We start from the raw sequence: 17,267 nt of genomic DNA on the forward strand, positions 1-17,267 counted from the left end.
TCATGCTTCCCAGAATTGGCTAAATGCGGTAACTACAGCCTTAATCATATCGTCGGAGAGTTCTGGGTAAACTGGGATTGCTAACGTATGCAATGCAGCCGACTCACTGAATGAGAAATCCCCAGACCGATGACCAAGCTCAGCAAAACATTCTTGCAGATGCATCGGCACCGGATAGTATATCTCCGTCCCGATTTGGTGCGCCTTAAGATACGCCATCAACGCATCACGACGCTCACTGCGGATCACAAACTGGTTGTAGATATGGCGGCCAAAGCCGACATCGTAGGGCAGTCCGGCGTCAACGCTGGCGGCGGCGAACAACTGGCGGTAGCGCTCGGCGTTGCACTGGCGGGCGGCAGTCCATTCGTCCAGGTAATTGAGCTTGACGCGCAGCACCGCAGCTTGTAGCGCATCGAGCCGGAAGTTGCCGCCCACCACCTTGTGGTAGTACTTGGGGCGGGCACCGTGGCCGCGCAGCAGTTTTACCTTGTCGGCCAGGTCGGAGTCGTTGGTTGTCACCATGCCGCCATCGCCGAAGCCGCCCAGGTTCTTGGAGGGAAAAAAGCTGAAGCAGCCCAAATGTCCGATCGAACCGGCGCGGCGTCCCTTGTACTCGGCGCCAATCGCTTGCGCGGCGTCCTCGATGACAGTGAGACCGTGCTGTTCGGCAATCGCCATGATCGGATCCATATCCGCCATCTGCCCAAAGAGATGCACGGGCATGATCGCCTTCGTACGCGGTGTGATCACGGCCTCGATGCCGGCCGGGTCAATGTTATAGGTGCGCGGGTCGATATCGACAAAGACCGGTCGTCCGCCCAGCCGTACAATCGAGCCGGCCGTGGCAAAGAAGGTGTAGGGCGTGGTGATTACCTCGTCACCGGGCTGCAGGTCGATCGCCATCAGTGCCACCAGCAGGGCATCGGTGCCGGAGGAAACGCCGATGCCGTACTTGCAGTGCGAATAGGCGGCGACTTCACGCTCCAGCGCCTCGACTTCCGGCCCAAGAATGAAGTGCTGCGACTCGATTACCCTGCCCATGGCGGCATGGATTTCGTCGCGCAGGGCAGTATATTGGGCTTTGAGATCGAGCAAAGGAACGGGCGTCGCGGATTCATTTGTCTGCAGAGTATGCATAATGTGCCTTATTCTCGCCATACCAATGGGTAATTCACAGGATGTTACAGGGTATTCAACTCAATATTCACATCCAAATCAAACCACTGGAGTTGATCCATACCAATATGTTTTACCTGAAAGATCTGTTCAACGGTCGCCTTCTTAAATCGTGGATAGTCGTTGAAAGCAAAAAAGTACTCCTCTACGTTGATCAGCAACCGAAATCCATGCATGTGAGCCGCTATAAACAAGCATTGGTGACATTAAATTCACCCCTCAAATGGTCAGTGCCTGATCCTCCGGCCAATCCAGACAATGCACGATACCTGGTTCCACTTCTTGGTAGCGCCAGCCGCTCTCCGGACAGACCATCAGGCCGTCAGTGTCCGCCGGTGCGAACAGGCGCTGGCCGTGCCGGCTCATCCAACCCTTCTGCACCGCCGACACACCTACCATCAGAGCGTAGTCGGGCACGTCACCGCGCACGACGGCGCCCGCCGCAATAAAGGCATAGCGACCGATGGTGGCACCGCAGACAATTGTGGCGTTGGCACCGATGGTCGCGCCGCGGCGCACCAGTGTTCGCATATAGGCACCTTGGCGCACGATCTGCGAACGCGGGTTGATCACGTTGGTGAAGACGCAGGAAGGCCCACAGAAAACGTCCTCCTCCAATTCCACACCGGCGTAGACAGACACATTGTTCTGAATCTTGACATTGGCACCGATGACAACGCCGCCGGCGACAAATACATTCTGCCCAAGATTACAGTTTTCGCCAAGTCGGGCATGCGCCATGACATGGCAGAAGTGCCAGATTTTTGTGCCCGCACCAATCTCACATGGCTCGTCCACATAGGCACTAGGATGGACATAATAGATTCGCTCGTTCATTTAGCGCCTCTTATCACGCTTGTCTCATATCCGTTTTGATCCACCCGCTCCGGAGCAACTGTGTCCCATTTTCGCACTTCATTTTCATCCACGCAACAAAGCTCCTTCTCAAAACGATTCGATCGGCAGATGCACTGGATGCCCGTTAGTCACCAACGAACGCTGCGCTGCCTGCAGCACACGCAGCACGCGCAACCCGCTCTGCCCATCGGTGAGCGGCGGTTGTCGTGTCGCCATGGCATCGAGAAACGCCTGACATTCGAGACGCAGCGGCTCATCGCTTGCGTAGTTGACAACGACGCCATCGTGGCGCACCGGCATTGGCTGCCCTTCCTGCCATTCCACCCGCTGATCGTACAACACCAAACGCTTGTTCACATCATCAAAACTCGCCATCTTGCGTGAACCGATGACAACCAATCGCTGTTCTTTAAAGGGATGGAGCCATGAGACATGAATGTGGGCGCGCACCCCATTATCGAAAAGCAGATTGGTCACCGTCACGTCGGCAATGTTAGGCTGTAGATAGGCACCACCGCACGCAACGACCTGGAAAGGGAGGGCACCCAACAGGCGCAGTATTACCGCCACATCGTGCGGAGCAAAACTCCACAGAATGTTCTCTTCACGGCGTACTTTGCCCAAACTCAGCCGGTTGGAATAGATATAGTGAATCTTCCCCAGTTCGCCTTGCTCAATGAGACGGTACAGGGTCACGATGGCAGGATGATACTCCAGTACATGACCAACCATAAGAATGCGCTGCGCTGCAACTGCCAACCGTACCAATTCCGCACCTTCCTCGTAGGTCAAAGCTAGCGGTTTTTCGACAAACACGTCCTTGCCTGCTAGCAGCGCCTGCCTTACCAATGAAAAATGCGTCTCGGCGGGCGTTGCAATCACCACACCGTCGAACTGAGGGCTACTTAAGACATCGTCTGGGTGTTCGACGACATCACATTCAGGGGCTAGTTGACGCGCATCCGCACGTCCTTGCTCGGTCATGTCGCAGATCGAGTGTAGTACACCCAACTGTCGGAAATTGCGCACTAGGTTTTTGCCCCAGTACCCACAGCCTATTATGCCTACTTGCATCATTGTGGTTGCCTCAGAAATGTTGAGTCTTTTGTCTGGCAAGTCAAAACTGCATCCAGGGCGAAAGCCTATCTATTGCTCACTGGGCCAGATTACCTGATCCCACTCTGGGAACACGTCGCCTTCTCCAATGATGAGACTGTCATAGTTGACAGCATTGCTGTTCAATGACAGTCTGATTTGGGAACCGGCCTGAATATCAACGATTGCCTGTTCTCCGGGCGCGCCCGACCGAAATACGATGTCGTCCATGACCCAGACACGAGCATTGGCTACGTTATTTTCTACACGAATATGAGCTGATTCAAGGAATGTCGTATTGCCTCTGGAGATCAACTGCACAGCGCGCTGCGAGCGCAGGCGAATAAACTGACCGACCCAACGACCGCCGCTGTCTACATTCCAGCGCTTCATACCTTCGACGGTGTTATTGCTTACGGTGACATAGGCGCCATCAGCAATGACAATTGCGGCAAGGTGTGTTCCCACGAAGCGATTGCCATGAACCGTGATAAAGTTTCCCCTTAGGATCAGTCCACCGTTGCGCCCGCCGACCAGAAGATTATTCGAAAAGTCACAGTGTTCAGCAGTGCCATGTATCCCTGCAACGGTTGAACCTGCAATGCGGCTGCTCCCCTCAAGCAAATTGTCATATACACGGACGAGACGGCTTGGGTGAAGACCGCTGAGATCAATCGCCCTACGATGCTCTCTGATGATGCCGTCATGGATGTTTACGGCTTGACAGCCGTAGGTTTGCAGTCCATACCCACTGCCTGTCTCCCGAGTCTGATCACCCTCTGCAATCAGGAACTGCGAAATGTCCCCATCAAGGCAGTTGTCCAACCGTATGCCGGCCCAACTTCCGCCATAGATGGCAATGCGTTCGATCAGGAAATCCTGCACGTTTGATACCAGCATACCGCGTGCATCAACCCCATTAAAGCGGACACTAAAGTCTGCCAAATGGAGACCGTGAATTGCGTCTACAAGTTCAACCTGCACATGCGTAAATACCTCTGTGCCTGCATTCATCTCTTGGGGGACAGGCTCGGACAACAGAATCGAGTCGTCGCCAACGCCGGTCACTGTCGCAAGGACAGGCGCGCTGCCGACAGGCAGCAGAACAATACTGCTACCTGTATAGAATTCTTCTGCGCTAATCACCGGTAACTGGAGTGCGCCTTCTACAACGTCTTCTGCCAGACTGGTCTTATGCACTTCGTATTCTACAGATGACTGGACAGGGGTTACAAGGTGTAACATAGCGCTGATTGGTTTGCTTTGCTCAATACGTAGGAACTCGCCGTTGTGCAGGTTCGGGCGCGGATCGTACGGCCATGAGCCGTTGCCAGCCATATCAGTGCTATAGTCAATTAACTTGACAACAGAATTTGATGAAAAACCTGTTGCATCGTAAACACGCAGACGGGTATCTGCACCACTGGCACCAGCGGTCAAAAAGGTTTTGGTGCCTTCTCCAGCGTACGTAATTTGGAAGCCCCATTCGCCCGGTGATGGTTGGAAGTGCAGCGTTGTAATACTTCGTCCCATCCCCCTGAGTGCAATCCGGTCCGGAAAATCATTAAGAACCAACTGAGAAACCTCGATATTGCCAGCCGGAAACTGCACGACTCCGCCGCCCGCTGCTCCTGCATCGTCTATCGCACGGCGGATTGCATGGGCGTTTGCATTGCGCGTCGCATCATCCTTCCCCCTCCCCACTTGAACCCCGTAATCCAACACACTAAAAATGTGCAACTCACTGGACGGCTCGATCCATTGGGTCGGTTGGAGCGTGTGTGCTGTAGGCGTGGAGAAAGCTGTGCTCAGGGGACACGCACCTAGCACTGCGCCAAAACTTAGCACCAATGCCATGATTAGTTGGGTCATAACGGCATTCATCTTTCGAATGTGAGCAGATGGTCAGGATGCTTGGTCTTCATTGTCCATCACTTTGGTCACATGCCACAGATTGTTCTCAGGCGCAATAATTCAGCCTGGACGTCTGAATTCTCAGCTGCGGGCGGCAACATTCTGGCCAGGATACCGTCATCATCAGTACAAAGGTTGTGGTCGGCGCGCAGTTTCAACCAATCGATCCAGAATCGTGCATCTCGAAATGCGATTGTTGCTGCTTCTCGCAGAGCAACTTCTGCCTGTGTGATTTGCCCGCGACGGATATACTCGCGGCCAATGGCGCGCAGCAACCAATGAAGGTATCACCGTGTAGCATCGGATCAATGTCGGGTGAATCGCGCAGAGTGGCGTCGGCCAATTGCAGTTGCCAGATTGCGGCACGCAGTTTGTCTATGTCAGCTCGTTGACGGGCACTGTTGAGCCTACCTGTTGCCAATCGTGAGTTGCCAGCAAACAACAGTGTTTTCCGCAGGTACAGGAGTTTGGTCGGGCTGTTCTTTTGCTGTTGAATACTCCTCCGGTGCGCAGTTCAGATAACAATCAACCATTGCCGGCAGGTGATGGCTGATTGCACTGGTAAGCGCAAGATTGCCCGACCACCTGAAGGGGATAATCGTAGACGCGCCAAATCTAAGCGCAACGAGAACTAGTCCCCAGAAGCTACAAACGCGGTTGCGTCTAAAAGAATCCTTTATATACCAAGTAAACTACATAAGCAGTACTCAGAAGAATCGGCAGAGAAATGATCCACAAGGTAAACCATCGATAATGCTTTACAGCGCCAAACACCGCAAACAGCATCAGCAGCGGCATATACTGCATAGCATGCCGCTCATTCAATGTTGTCAGGGCAACGCCCGCAAAATAGACAAGGATAGCAACAGCATATGTTGTACGTCTGGGATGTCGGAGGCCTTGCAACACCCCGATCACAGCAAAGGGAACAAGTGGATACCAGAGAAAGGCTGAGAAATTTGACCAGTTCGCATCAAATGCTCTACCAAAAATAGGAACGGGTAAAACCAAACGATAAAACAAGCGAGCCAACTGGCTGAATGGCGTTGGAAGACTTAGCAATAATCCAGCCACAGACCTGTCATCAGAGATATTATACTCTAGTATCCGCTCTGTATAGAATATCATGCCGCGATCGATCACCAGCGCCTGAATGACGCCGTCCATGACAAGGAACAAAAGCGCTGCAAGTGCAATGAGCCCAAGCGGGAAAAGCATAAGCACTTTGGGCGCTGAGATACGGTTTGTATGATTCCTATGCCCCAAGACGAGAGCCACAGAGACAACCACCACCATCGGCAGCAGACTCTCCAGCCGAAATCCGACAAGAACAATTGTGAGCAACGCAAAAGAGACCAGGGGAGCGAACCAAAATCGTTGTGTGCGGAGATATTCAAAATTGACGACCAGGAGCAAGACGAGGAGTGCCACAATCGTATCACGCGTCACGTCAGCCGAGACCATGATTGAAGCGGGATAGATGGCAAACAAATAGGCAGCGCCGAGCGGTGCGTACCGCCCCATATCCAACTTCCGCATACCAAGCCTGGCAATGATCACTGCAACAAACCCTACGATGGCAGAATTCAGAATTCTGGCATTTAGTGAACTGCTGTCCCCCATAAAAAGGCCGGAGAAGCGCTCAACAAACCCCAAAGTATAAATATAACCATAGTAGCGACTCCTCACAATATCTTGAAGGCCTGCATAATCCCAGAAGGGCAGATCGCTCGCCATAATACCCCACCGATAGAAGTCTTCTCCATCAGTAAGGAAATCGCCATAATACTTGGCACCATAAAAGGGAACACCACCGTAGAAACTCCAGGCGTAATAGAATAGTATCGAGCTAATCACTCGGATTGCAAAGACAGCCAGAAAAAGATTGCGGAGATAGATATAATCGGGCTGGCGGCGTTGTGTCTCAATGATGGACAGACCGACGACCAGCATCAATACGAAAAAGAAGGGGACAGAGACTGTGCTGTATTGAAAGGAAAAGACAACAATCATTACCAACGATAATGGTAATAGGAACACCCAAGATGTATTTGCGATGCGTAGCAGGCGCATCCAAATGCTGCTGTTCCTGCGTATGCTTGGCAATGTTGAGGAAGTATTCGAATTTATGGAAGACAGAGAAGGTGTAAAATCCATATTAAATATTTTTCATTGAAAGACAACATCGTCATGCTGCACTACCGATGCAATGCGTTTCATGACCTGACCATCACAATGGCACCATTTGTCGGCAAATGCTTGTTGCCGGAGTATTTCGGCTTTTTGCTGCGCCGGGTCAGCGAGCAGTCGAGACAACTCTGCCGCCAAACCAGTCAAACCGACGCCGACGCCTCCTCCGTCCCGAATATAGCCCACTGGATCCAGAGCGCCGGGGAACTGCAAAATCAAGTTGGGGCGCTGGAGAGCGGCAGCTTCGATGATCGTGGTTGAGTTGAAGCTGATATGTACTGTGCTGGACAGGATGAGTGCATTCAGATCGATCTCTTCGCGCAGCACAACGGCACGGTCGACAATTCCAGCAGAGGCAAATGCGTCGCGCCATGCATTCATATCACGCGAGGCTGGATGGACTTTGACAACCAAGTACGCGTTGGTAAGTGACGGAGCCAACGCCGTGACAAGTTCAGATTTGCTGCAGAAGTGTTCTGTCTCAGGCGATGCCGTATGAAGTATGATGGGGGTCGCAGCAGTAAGACCAAGTTGTTGACGCACTGCAGCAACGAGACGTGGTTGCAGCGTCGTCGTTTCCAGATAGACGTCCAGGCGAGGGTTGCCAACCACCGCTATCTCTGATGTGTCGTATCCACCTTGCTGAGTCAACAGATCGTGCGTTGCACTTCCCCAAACTAGCAACTTCGTTGCCTGCCCTAATGGAATATTCGACGATGGCCGCATATAGCCCAGGTGATGCGCATGGATAATGCCATGTTGAAGTTCAAAGCTTGGGATGCCTAGTTTGCGTGCAGCCATAATCAGTGCATGGGCCTCAAAATAGTACGCACAAACCACTATGATCTGCCGTGGATGTAGCCAGGCCAACAGACGCAGCCATACTGCATAAAGATGAACAAAGCGTTCAACATCAACCCGCGCATATTTTAGTATAGGCACCACTATGAACCCGACAGCTACATCATTGTAGGTGGCATTGATCAGCGCCGCTTGCTCTATTGCCTCCCAGTCTAGCTGTGTTGGTGTACCTTTTTGAGGTCTTAACCTTCCCAATGTGGCTAAACCAGACAAGAGATCAGTCGAAACGAAGTTCAGCCCACGATGCCGCAAAGAATAGCCGACGACATCGCTGTGCATATCTTTCTCAATCGTGCGCACCCGTCTGCCAGCAGCATTCAAGATAGACGTCACTGGGACACTGTAGACATCTTGTAACTGCGTCTGCTTGGTGCTCGATGGTGCCAACGCGCTGCGCCGCAAATAGTGCGACGAAGTGAACACAAGCACATCGGTCTTCGGTCTCAGCAACCAACCGGCCAGGACGAGCGCGCTGGTGACGACATTCAGTGCCCGTGCCGCTACCCGACGTATGAGTAATGAGCGACTTTGAAGCGCAGACACTGTATTAGGTTCAGCTATAACCTCTACAGCGGGCAGCATATTGCGGATCAAGGAGGTTTTGGCATAGTAGGGCTTGTCGACATAGACTGTTGCGATGGGGTGGGACTGGGCAATATCTGCAATCAGGTCTATGAGCGCAAACACTTGACCACGTTCGAGTCTGTCCAACAACATACGAGCGTAACGGAGCCACCAGAGGCTGACGCCGTTCACCATGATCCGCCGATGGAGGTCTGCTTTGGTCGAATAATCGTCAATCCAGGCATGAACAGTTGTCAGGTAATCTTTGCCTGCGAGTTCAGGGGCGATAGGGCGCGAATGCCATACGCCTCTTTCATCATCCCACACATACGCGCGATATGCCTGAGCAAATACGATGCGAATGTCACCCGCTGAAAATGTCACCCCTGGCGGTTTCCAGTCGGCAGCGCCGAGAAACAGCCGGATGGCATCCACCGGGCTATCGAATCTGCGATCGTGGCCAGAAACTTTTGCTATCATGCGCCAAGACCCTCTTTGCCAAATCTGGATGTCGCCAGCACGGGTCTGACCAACCACAGGTAGGCATAGATCGCATAGACTAAGAGGATTACTGCTTTGAGCGCAAGCGCACTGATAGGCACCTGGATCAATGGTGCCACATAAATTGCATATAAAACGCCCATGAAAACAAGTCCAACAGCAACCGCTAACGAAGGGTATGGGAGTGGAATTTTCTGATACTTCCGCCCCCGTATAAAGGCAAGCGAAAACGAAAGGCCGTAGGCGCAAGCGGTCGCCCATGCCGCCCCTAAAGCACCAATGAGGGGTATCCACCAGAGGTTGAGCACGATATTGAGGGCTGCCGCAACCAATGTGATCTGCGGAACAATGCGCGTGTGCTTGTAATAAAAGATGGGTGCAATGGAGAAGTTATACAGCCCCAATAGGAGGTAGCCGAACAAGATCGGTGGAACATAGACTTCCGCACCAGCATAATGGATGGGGGCGATCCAGCGCACAAACTCCGCAGCAAAGAGAATGCCAACAAGACAGAGTGCACCCATGCCCGCCACAAAGAGGCGGATGATGCGAGTGATAATGAACTCTGGCTGCTGCCTTGTTTTCATCAATCCGTAGTAGTACGGGGAATAGGCCTGGTTGAAACTGAAAATGAGGACATTCATGACCAGCGCCAACTGATAGCCAAGGTTATACAGACCGAGTTCTGTCAGCGACACGCGTGACTCAAGCATCAGCCGATCAATAGCACCAAGTGCCCATGCGGACAAAAGATGGGGCAGCAAGGGCAGGCTGTAGGCAAGCGTCATCGCAAGGTAATCGCGGTGTATATGCAGTGTCCCGTAGCGTCGCGCCAGCAACAGCAGCAACACGCCTGCCACAGCCGCCGAGGCCATGAGGTCACCGGTCATCTGCCCGGCAGCACCCATTCCCAGATAGACGACGAAATAGATCACTGCACCGGCACGGAGTACAAACATGCTGATCTGCGCAATCACAAACGCTGCAGCCCGCTGCTCTGTGCGGTAGAGCACAAGCGGCAACTGCGCAAGGGCATCTACACCGGCGCCGAGCACCATCAATTGCACATATGGTTTGAACGCAACCTGGCCTGAAGTCAACGAATCCCAGACTGGCTGCCCAAACATAAGCAGCATGGTCACGGACAAGACAGTAACGCCAAACAGAAAGAGGCTGTTTGTGCTAATATAGCGACGCAGGGTAACGGGATCGTCCAGGTAATCGTAAAACATGCGCGCCACACCACTGTAGATGCCCAGGCCGATCAACAGTGCCAGCACACCTGAAATCGCAGCACCCAGCCCGATGATGCCATAATCTGCTGGGGTTAAATAACGCGTATAGAGCGGGATCAATAGAAAACCGAAGGCTTTCTGCAGCATCGTCCCACCGATATAGATTGTGGCATTGCTCAACAACTTGCTGCGGCGAAACCCTTGCAGGCTGAGTGCAACTTTGTGGTATATCGCTGTTAACCGCTGTGCCGCTTCACTCATTGCTGTGTATGTTCCTAGCAAGGATCGCACGAATTCTTCTCGGAAGCCGCAGTCTGTTCATGTTTTTTTCCTGGTTTGTCCGACTTAGGCCTACCTGAAGAAAACGCTCGTGACATGAGCCTATCTAGCCGATTAGCTCCCAAGAGAGCGGAGTACCTCGCTGGATGGCGGCGGTTGCATATCTGCCCAAGACATTGTCCATGTAGCGCGTATGCAACCCGTGTCCGGGGCGGATCGAGCGCACATTTTCTGCTGTAAACACATCGCCGGGTGCCATATCCTGCACGACAAAGAGCGAGCGACGAAAGACCCGGCTGGCGGAGTCTTTTTCGGTCACTGCGTAGTTGACCTTGCCCAATGCCTTTTCTGTGATGCGCACGGCATTGATCTGATCAGGAACATCCATAGGTCTAAATCCAGGAAAAAAGCCAAATAACATCAACGCGGGCAATCTTCATCTGGCACCTCCAGGCGTAGCGGATGACTGTTTTGCTATATTACACATGTCCCGTAATGCCCAGCATCACGGAAACTGGTGCAGTCGATCATCCACAACAATAGAAAACATCAAATTGACTGTAGAAAAGAGAGTTACATACATTGTTTAAGAAATCTTAGAAAGAAAAAGAAGTTCCTACTCCAGTCTGCTTTTGTTTGGACTAGAACCAGATTTTTCTGGATCATCTGCTGCAGGCGTTCATGAGATGCCGAGGTTGCCTCTAACATAGTTGCCGCAAATTCGCTAGCACTTTCATGTTTCGCCAGCCACCCATTATCGTTATGACGAACTAACTCTCGATTACCAGGAATATCACTTACTACAACTGGCAAACCCGAAGCCATTGCTTCAAGCAAAGAGATCGAGGTTCCATCGGAAGCAGAGCAACTGACATAAAAATCAGCGACAGCGAAAAAATTCAGCAAATGATCATGCTTCAAAAGCCCCAATAGCTCGACAGATTCATTAAGCTTATGGGCTTCAATGAAATTATCTACAATGCATCGCAGAGAGCCATCACCTGCCCAGAATAATCGCAGATTGCGATTTTGCTTGTGCGCCAGACGAAAAGCTTCCAGAAGTATTTTAGTGCCGTATATTTCCTCCATATTTCGCGTACACAGCAGGATGGTATACGCCTCAATACCCAACTGACGGCGCAAACTATCTCTGTGTTTGTTACGGGAATACATATCAATAGACTCAAGACCCCATGGCATAACGAAATTTGCCGGAATGCTCAGACCAGTCAGAGATTGACATTCCTGAAGGAGTGCGTTACTGTCCAAGAACCATGCAGTTGCCGCCTCTAGAGCCACTCGTGTCCGATAACGAGAATCATGATCGCGCCGAGCTTCCCAGAGAAGGTCAAATGCCCATGATTGGGCTACAAAAGGAAGATTGGCATTGGAAACGCCAACGATAAAACCGCAATTGTGCAGTGGACCCGCCAATATTAAATCAGGCTCAAACTGATGCAAAATGCGTGTGAATAAAGGGATTGCATCCATCAAATCCTTGGCGTTAGCATTCGCCTGTACGTCCAGACTGCCTAGATACTTCACACCAGCCAAATCTTCACAAGGCACCTTTTGTGTCTCTAACGTTAAAAAGCCTACATAAACTCCGTATTTCACAAAGCTAGCTAGAAAGCGGCGATCGTGAACTGAGCAGTTCATCGAAAAATAAAGGATTCGCATGCCTCTACTACTCTACCGAACTCCAAGTGAAATGCTCGTGTTTTTGAATTGCATGAAGAGTTCTACGGCCAACTAGTCCTCCTATTTCGTAAGGTTGAACAGCACCTCGTGGTGCAGGACGCAACACAACTAAGTCATCTCTAGTTAATATCGTTCCGGCAGCGAGGTTCCGCGCAGCTCGCACACATCGTCGTTGAATGATCACAGTGTCTAGCTCATTAGGAGCAATCTCTTTGGCTGAGGATCCTAGTGCAAACTCAAGCTCTCTCGTGTGTTCCACCATTTCACGCCAAGAAGCAGGCGTCATGGAAAACGGATGATCTGGACCATCGCGAGATGTATCATCAGTGAAATGCTTCTCAATCATACGAGCCCCTAGCGCAACGGCACCCAGCACGGTCGTATGACCTGGTGTGTGGTCAGACAATCCAAGAACAATGTCTGGATACATAACCGCGTAGGTCTGAAGAACCCGCAGGTTTATATACCGAAAGTTATCCAAGCTGCCTGTATAGTTTGTATTACACTGCATTAAGCATAACTGTGGGTTCAGAGATAGTATCTCGCGCACTGCCTTGTGGACTTCTCCTATATCAGAAGCTCCCGTAGCCAAAATCACAGGCTTTCCTTTGCTTGCAATACGCTGACAAATTTCGTGCCAGGTAAGGTCACCCGAGCCTATCTTGTATGCTGGTACAAAAGATTCTAGCATATCGACCGCTGGAAGATCGTAGGGTGTCGAGAAATACGCTATGCCCACCTTGTCACATTCGTCTTTGAGGATAGGAGTCCACTCCCAAGGAATGCTGGCATCCTCATAAACTTCATAGACAGTCTTTTTCCACGTCGATTGATGAGATTTCTGGGTACCAATTTCCTCGAACCCCTTACTGGATACAATATGCTCAGCACGAAAATTCTGAAACTTTGCAGCATTCGCCCCCGCCTGTGCCGCCAAGTGTATCAATTCTTTAGCTCTTTCGATGTCCCCATCATGATTTGCTGAAATATCTGCAATGAAATAGGTAGGTTCATAAGTACCAATGAGCGTTCCTTTGACCTGAAAATTAGTCATGTTACCACACTTCCTTTATAAGCATATTTAAGAGTTGTCGTATATCCAGTATCGCGTAGGCGCTTGAACTGAGTCAATTCCTGCCGAATTGTAGGTAAGTCAATCTTCAAATGATGTGCCAACTTGTCTGCACAAAGCCAGGTGTGTAATGGACGGGGAGCGAGCAACTCGGAGTCTTCCAGTTTCGCAGTCAGCACAAGCCGTTCGCTAAGATTAAACGTCCGGGCAGTCTCCAGCGCAAATTCATGTTTACTGATAGGGGTAGTGCTAGCAGCATGAAAAACGCCTCGACAGCCTTGCTCAACCATGCGAATCAGCAAACCAGAGAGGGTATTTACCAGCAAAGGGGCAAAGGTTGTGTCAATAAATCCTGGAATTTCTTGTTTCGTCTCTAGCTTAGTTAGAATCCATTCGGCTAGGCTAAGCTTGTTCTGCGCATTCCAGCCAAAGATATTAGCTCTCACCACAAGATACTCATCCAAAGCATCTATCACTATTTGCTCAGCCTGCCATTTAGTGGCGGCATAATGATTGCATGGGTGAGGTGTTGAAGTCTCAATGTACGCCCCTGTCACACCATCAAATATTGAGTCCGTTGACATGAGGACAAATAGACAACCATTAAGTTCCGCCCAGTTGACTAAGTTATGTGTTACATCAACATTCATTTTCGTAGCTTCATCCTGATGGGCTTGGCACCAATCAACATTGGTAGCAGCTGCGAAATGAAAAATGACATTTGGCTTTAGATCGTCTAGGCTATCAATAATTTGACGTGAGCAAAGAAGGTCAGCATGGATCGTTCTTGTTCCTGGTAATGCGAGGGGATGCTTATTGAATATACCAGTTAACAGTCGTTTTGGGTGCGCTGCAACGCGCAAGAAATTCGCTCCCAACAGACCGCTTGCACCAGTCACAACCCAATGGTCGAATTCGGAATAAATATCTGAACTTGGTGATACTTGAAAACCCATATTGGTTACTGTGATTGTGCCACTATAATATAGTGTAACACCATTGCAGCAAGGTTTTATCTGCACATTTTGCTGCTACCATGGAAATTACTATCTTTACACTTTTCGGCACTACCTCTGAAGCATATGCACAGCGGCGACAGTCGCCACCTCTAGTGAAACTGAAAAAGTGCAAAGATGGTGTGGAAATGTTGTCAAACCGACGATTACCACGAGTGCAACTATACCACCCACAAAATGACGGTTAACTGCTATAAACCTTGTTGTAGTAGAATCGCCATAGGTCGTAACACCATCTTATTCATTGGCATCCCTTTGCTGACCGGTAACAATATTTGAATTCAGCCATTTGCCAATCCTCAGGCGTGTCGATATCTTGAGCATCCCAATCCGAAATAACAATCGCCTTTGAACGATCAGTCCAAAGTTGCCTTTTCTGTCTGAGGGCAACGCAGTTGAACCAGTAGAATTGGCCGGCATCATGATACGCTGGCGTCAGATCCTGTGAGCGAAGGGTGTAATTTCCAGGCCAAAACATTATGACCCGATCGTCCTCTATGCGCAGAGCTCGCTGAATTGGAGAAGAGTAACGCAGAACAGGAAATACAGTGTCGTAGTTATTCTCAAATAACATTCGCCATGCATGATGCAGCAACTCAACCTTAATGAACGGTGCTGTTGGATAGATGCAACACCCGTAATCAAAAAAACGCCCTAAACTTCCATAAGAATCCAACACTTCAAGCAACACCTCGGCCGTTCCAGCGTAATCATTTGCTGTCTGTTCGCTACGTCGAAAAGGTACTGTGGCACCACATTGAAGTGCTAGTTCTGCAATTTCGTCATCCTCAGTAGAAACCATCACCTCCGAGAATAATTGAGACTCTAAAGCTGTCTCAATGGAATAGCTAAGAATCGGCTTACCAAGAAATGGTTTGATATTTTTGCGGGGAATACGCTTGCTTCCGCCCCGCGCAGGAATAATCGCTATACGGGTCATAACGCTGCTCCCACTGATTGAGGTGTATTATGAAGTGCAGTGGCCGCTCGATGTGGCAATCTTGGCAGGGTGAAAGCTAAAGACCGTGATGTCGGATCAGGATCAGCAACAACGGCCCACCGGCTCGCTCTGAACGCTCACTCCAATGGCGTGCGAGGCGTCTTCGAGCACCCGAAAGCCAAACTCCTGTGCCAACGCCCAGATCGCCTCTTGTTCAGTCGGCTCGCCGGCAAAATGCACCGGCATGACCACTTTGGGCAAACGCCCTCGCCTGCGTGCCTCGGCGAGCTTTTCGCTCAGTGCGGCCACGCTCATATTCAATGTCTTCGGAGCAATATCGACAAAATCAACATCCGCCCCACAATAGCGACCACAGTTCGCCGAGGCCACGAACGTGTTGGGGGCTGTCCACAGCAGATCGCCGGGGCCAAGTCCAAGCGACAGACAGGCGATGTGCAGTACGCTGGTTGCGCTGTTGGCGGCGACCGCATAGCGAGCATTGACACGCTGTGCGACAGCAGCCTCAAAGCGCGGCACAGCCGGCCCCTGGGTCAACCAATCCGAACGCAGCACGTCAGCGACTGCATCAATATCGGCTTGAGAAATAGTTTGACGACCGTACGGAATCATGCAACACCTGCAAGATGATTGATCGCGACAATCTCCTCAACCGTCAAGAAGCGTTCATTTTTACCTGAGTTGTACTCGAAGCCTTGCGCAACGGGCTGACCCACTTCACCAAGCGCATTGGTCGTGAAATTGTTGTTACGCGTCGTGAACGTAATCGTCGGGCTGATCACATAATGGTCGGCAAACTCGACAGTCAAATGCGAATCGTCTGAAGGGCACATAACTTCATGGATCTTCTCGCCCGGACGGATGCCGACCTCTTTCTGCGGCAGGTTTGGTGCCATCGCGCTTGCCAAATCGGTAATGCGCACCGAAGGAATTTTGGGCACAAACAACTCACCGCCCTGCATACGCTCAAAATTCTTCAGCACAAAGTCCACACCCTGCTGCAGCGTAATCCAAAAGCGCGTCATACGCATATCAGTAATTGGCAAATAATCTGCACCACTGCAGATCAACTTCTGAAAGAAGGGGACAACAGAGCCACGCGAACCAACCACATTGCCATAGCGCACCACCGAAAAGCGAGCGCCATGATAGCCGGCAATATTATTGGCAGCAATAAAGAGCTTATCGGAAGCCAATTTCGTGGCCCCATACAGATTGATCGGATTAGCAGCTTTGTCTGTTGACAACGCAATAACCTTCTCGACACCACACTCCAAAGCCGCATGAATCACATTCTCGGCACCATACACATTGGTCTTAATGCACTCCATCGGATTATATTCAGCGGCTGGCACCTGTTTCAGCGCCGCAGCGTGGATGACAAAGTCAACCCCCTTCATCGCCATCTTGAGGCGTTCGCGATCGCGCACATCACCAATGAAATAGCGCATACAACTGAAACGTTCGAGAGGAAAATCCTGCTGCATCTCAAACTGTTTCAGTTCATCACGCGAATAGATAATCAGACGTTTGGGTTGATAACGCTCTAAAATCGTACGCGTATAACACTTGCCAAAAGAGCCAGTGCCACCAGTAATTAGAATGGCTCGATCATTGAACATGATTTACCTATATCTGATGATTATAATACCAAGCAACTATATTTTTGAGACCCGTATCAAATGCGATCCTACTCTCAAACCCAAACCGCTCACGAGCCCGGCTCACCTCCAGTTTGCGCCGGGGTTGGCCGTTTGGTTTGCTGGTATCCCAGCGGACTTCGCCATCAAAGCCAACGACGCGGGCGATGGTTTCGGTGGGATGCGGGCGCTGCGCCCCGCCCT

At 50.9% G+C, this 17,267-nt stretch carries 15 protein-coding genes; all 15 read right to left on the reverse strand.

What is annotated here, in order from left to right; all coding sequences use genetic code 11:
• The 15 genes from A9Q02_RS05540 to pseB all read right to left on the reverse strand — a co-directional run bounded on the left by A9Q02_RS05540 (window position 1) and on the right by pseB (window position 17,045).
• Window positions 1-1,140: a DegT/DnrJ/EryC1/StrS family aminotransferase gene (locus tag A9Q02_RS05540; protein ID WP_097651362.1), complete on the reverse strand. Its 1,140-nt coding sequence runs from the start codon at window positions 1,138-1,140 to the stop codon at window positions 1-3.
• A gap of 44 nt (window positions 1,141-1,184) precedes the next feature.
• Entirely contained in the window at window positions 1,185-1,355 is a 171-nt protein-coding gene (locus A9Q02_RS23595; protein WP_141508735.1) for a DUF2442 domain-containing protein, read from the reverse strand.
• A gap of 43 nt (window positions 1,356-1,398) precedes the next feature.
• On the reverse strand, window positions 1,399-2,016 hold the full coding sequence (locus tag A9Q02_RS05545) for an acyltransferase (RefSeq protein WP_097651363.1): 618 nt from the start codon (window positions 2,014-2,016) through the stop codon (window positions 1,399-1,401).
• 108 nt (window positions 2,017-2,124) lie between these two features.
• Window positions 2,125-3,114, reverse strand: a complete 990-nt coding sequence (locus tag A9Q02_RS05550) for a Gfo/Idh/MocA family protein (protein WP_097651364.1) — start codon at window positions 3,112-3,114, stop codon at window positions 2,125-2,127.
• Between the two features lie 69 nt (window positions 3,115-3,183).
• Entirely contained in the window at window positions 3,184-5,004 is a 1,821-nt protein-coding gene (locus A9Q02_RS05555; protein WP_172450674.1) for a right-handed parallel beta-helix repeat-containing protein, read from the reverse strand.
• Between the two features lie 705 nt (window positions 5,005-5,709).
• Complete coding sequence (locus A9Q02_RS05560) at window positions 5,710-7,119, reverse strand: hypothetical protein (protein ID WP_097651366.1); 1,410 nt, start codon at window positions 7,117-7,119, stop codon at window positions 5,710-5,712.
• Between the two features lie 96 nt (window positions 7,120-7,215).
• The gene (locus A9Q02_RS05565; protein WP_097651367.1) at window positions 7,216-9,141 is read right to left on the reverse strand and encodes a hypothetical protein; all 1,926 of its coding nucleotides are present in this window, start codon (window positions 9,139-9,141) and stop codon (window positions 7,216-7,218) included.
• Window positions 9,138-10,658: an oligosaccharide flippase family protein gene (locus tag A9Q02_RS05570; protein WP_097651368.1), complete on the reverse strand. Its 1,521-nt coding sequence runs from the start codon at window positions 10,656-10,658 to the stop codon at window positions 9,138-9,140. Before A9Q02_RS05570 ends, A9Q02_RS05565 begins: the two co-directional genes overlap by 4 nt.
• A gap of 124 nt (window positions 10,659-10,782) precedes the next feature.
• The gene (locus tag A9Q02_RS05575) at window positions 10,783-11,064 is read right to left on the reverse strand and encodes an SAF domain-containing protein (RefSeq protein WP_245860374.1); all 282 of its coding nucleotides are present in this window, start codon (window positions 11,062-11,064) and stop codon (window positions 10,783-10,785) included.
• Window positions 11,065-11,249: 185 nt separating this feature from the next.
• Window positions 11,250-12,356, reverse strand: coding sequence for a glycosyltransferase family 4 protein (locus A9Q02_RS05580; protein ID WP_097651370.1), 1,107 nt, complete (start codon window positions 12,354-12,356; stop codon window positions 11,250-11,252).
• 7 nt (window positions 12,357-12,363) lie between these two features.
• A complete protein-coding gene (locus A9Q02_RS05585; protein WP_097651371.1) occupies window positions 12,364-13,431 on the reverse strand; it encodes an N-acetylneuraminate synthase family protein in 1,068 nt (355 codons plus the stop codon).
• Window positions 13,428-14,471 carry an SDR family oxidoreductase gene (locus tag A9Q02_RS05590; RefSeq protein ID WP_141508737.1) on the reverse strand — a complete coding sequence of 348 codons (1,044 nt, stop codon included), beginning with the start codon at window positions 14,469-14,471 and terminating at the stop codon, window positions 13,428-13,430. The genes A9Q02_RS05585 and A9Q02_RS05590 overlap by 4 nt, the downstream gene beginning before the upstream one ends.
• Window positions 14,472-14,706: 235 nt before the next feature.
• Complete coding sequence (gene pseF / locus A9Q02_RS05595) at window positions 14,707-15,405, reverse strand: pseudaminic acid cytidylyltransferase (protein ID WP_097651373.1); 699 nt, start codon at window positions 15,403-15,405, stop codon at window positions 14,707-14,709.
• A gap of 102 nt (window positions 15,406-15,507) precedes the next feature.
• On the reverse strand, window positions 15,508-16,035 hold the full coding sequence (locus tag A9Q02_RS05600; protein ID WP_097651374.1) for a DegT/DnrJ/EryC1/StrS family aminotransferase: 528 nt from the start codon (window positions 16,033-16,035) through the stop codon (window positions 15,508-15,510).
• Window positions 16,032-17,045, reverse strand: a complete 1,014-nt coding sequence (gene pseB / locus A9Q02_RS05605) for a UDP-N-acetylglucosamine 4,6-dehydratase (inverting) (RefSeq protein WP_097651375.1) — start codon at window positions 17,043-17,045, stop codon at window positions 16,032-16,034. The genes A9Q02_RS05600 and pseB overlap by 4 nt, the downstream gene beginning before the upstream one ends.
• Window positions 17,046-17,267: the final 222 nt, after the last annotated feature.

The organism is Candidatus Chloroploca asiatica, assembly GCF_002532075.1.
Classification (GTDB): domain Bacteria; phylum Chloroflexota; class Chloroflexia; order Chloroflexales; family Chloroflexaceae; genus Chloroploca; species Chloroploca asiatica.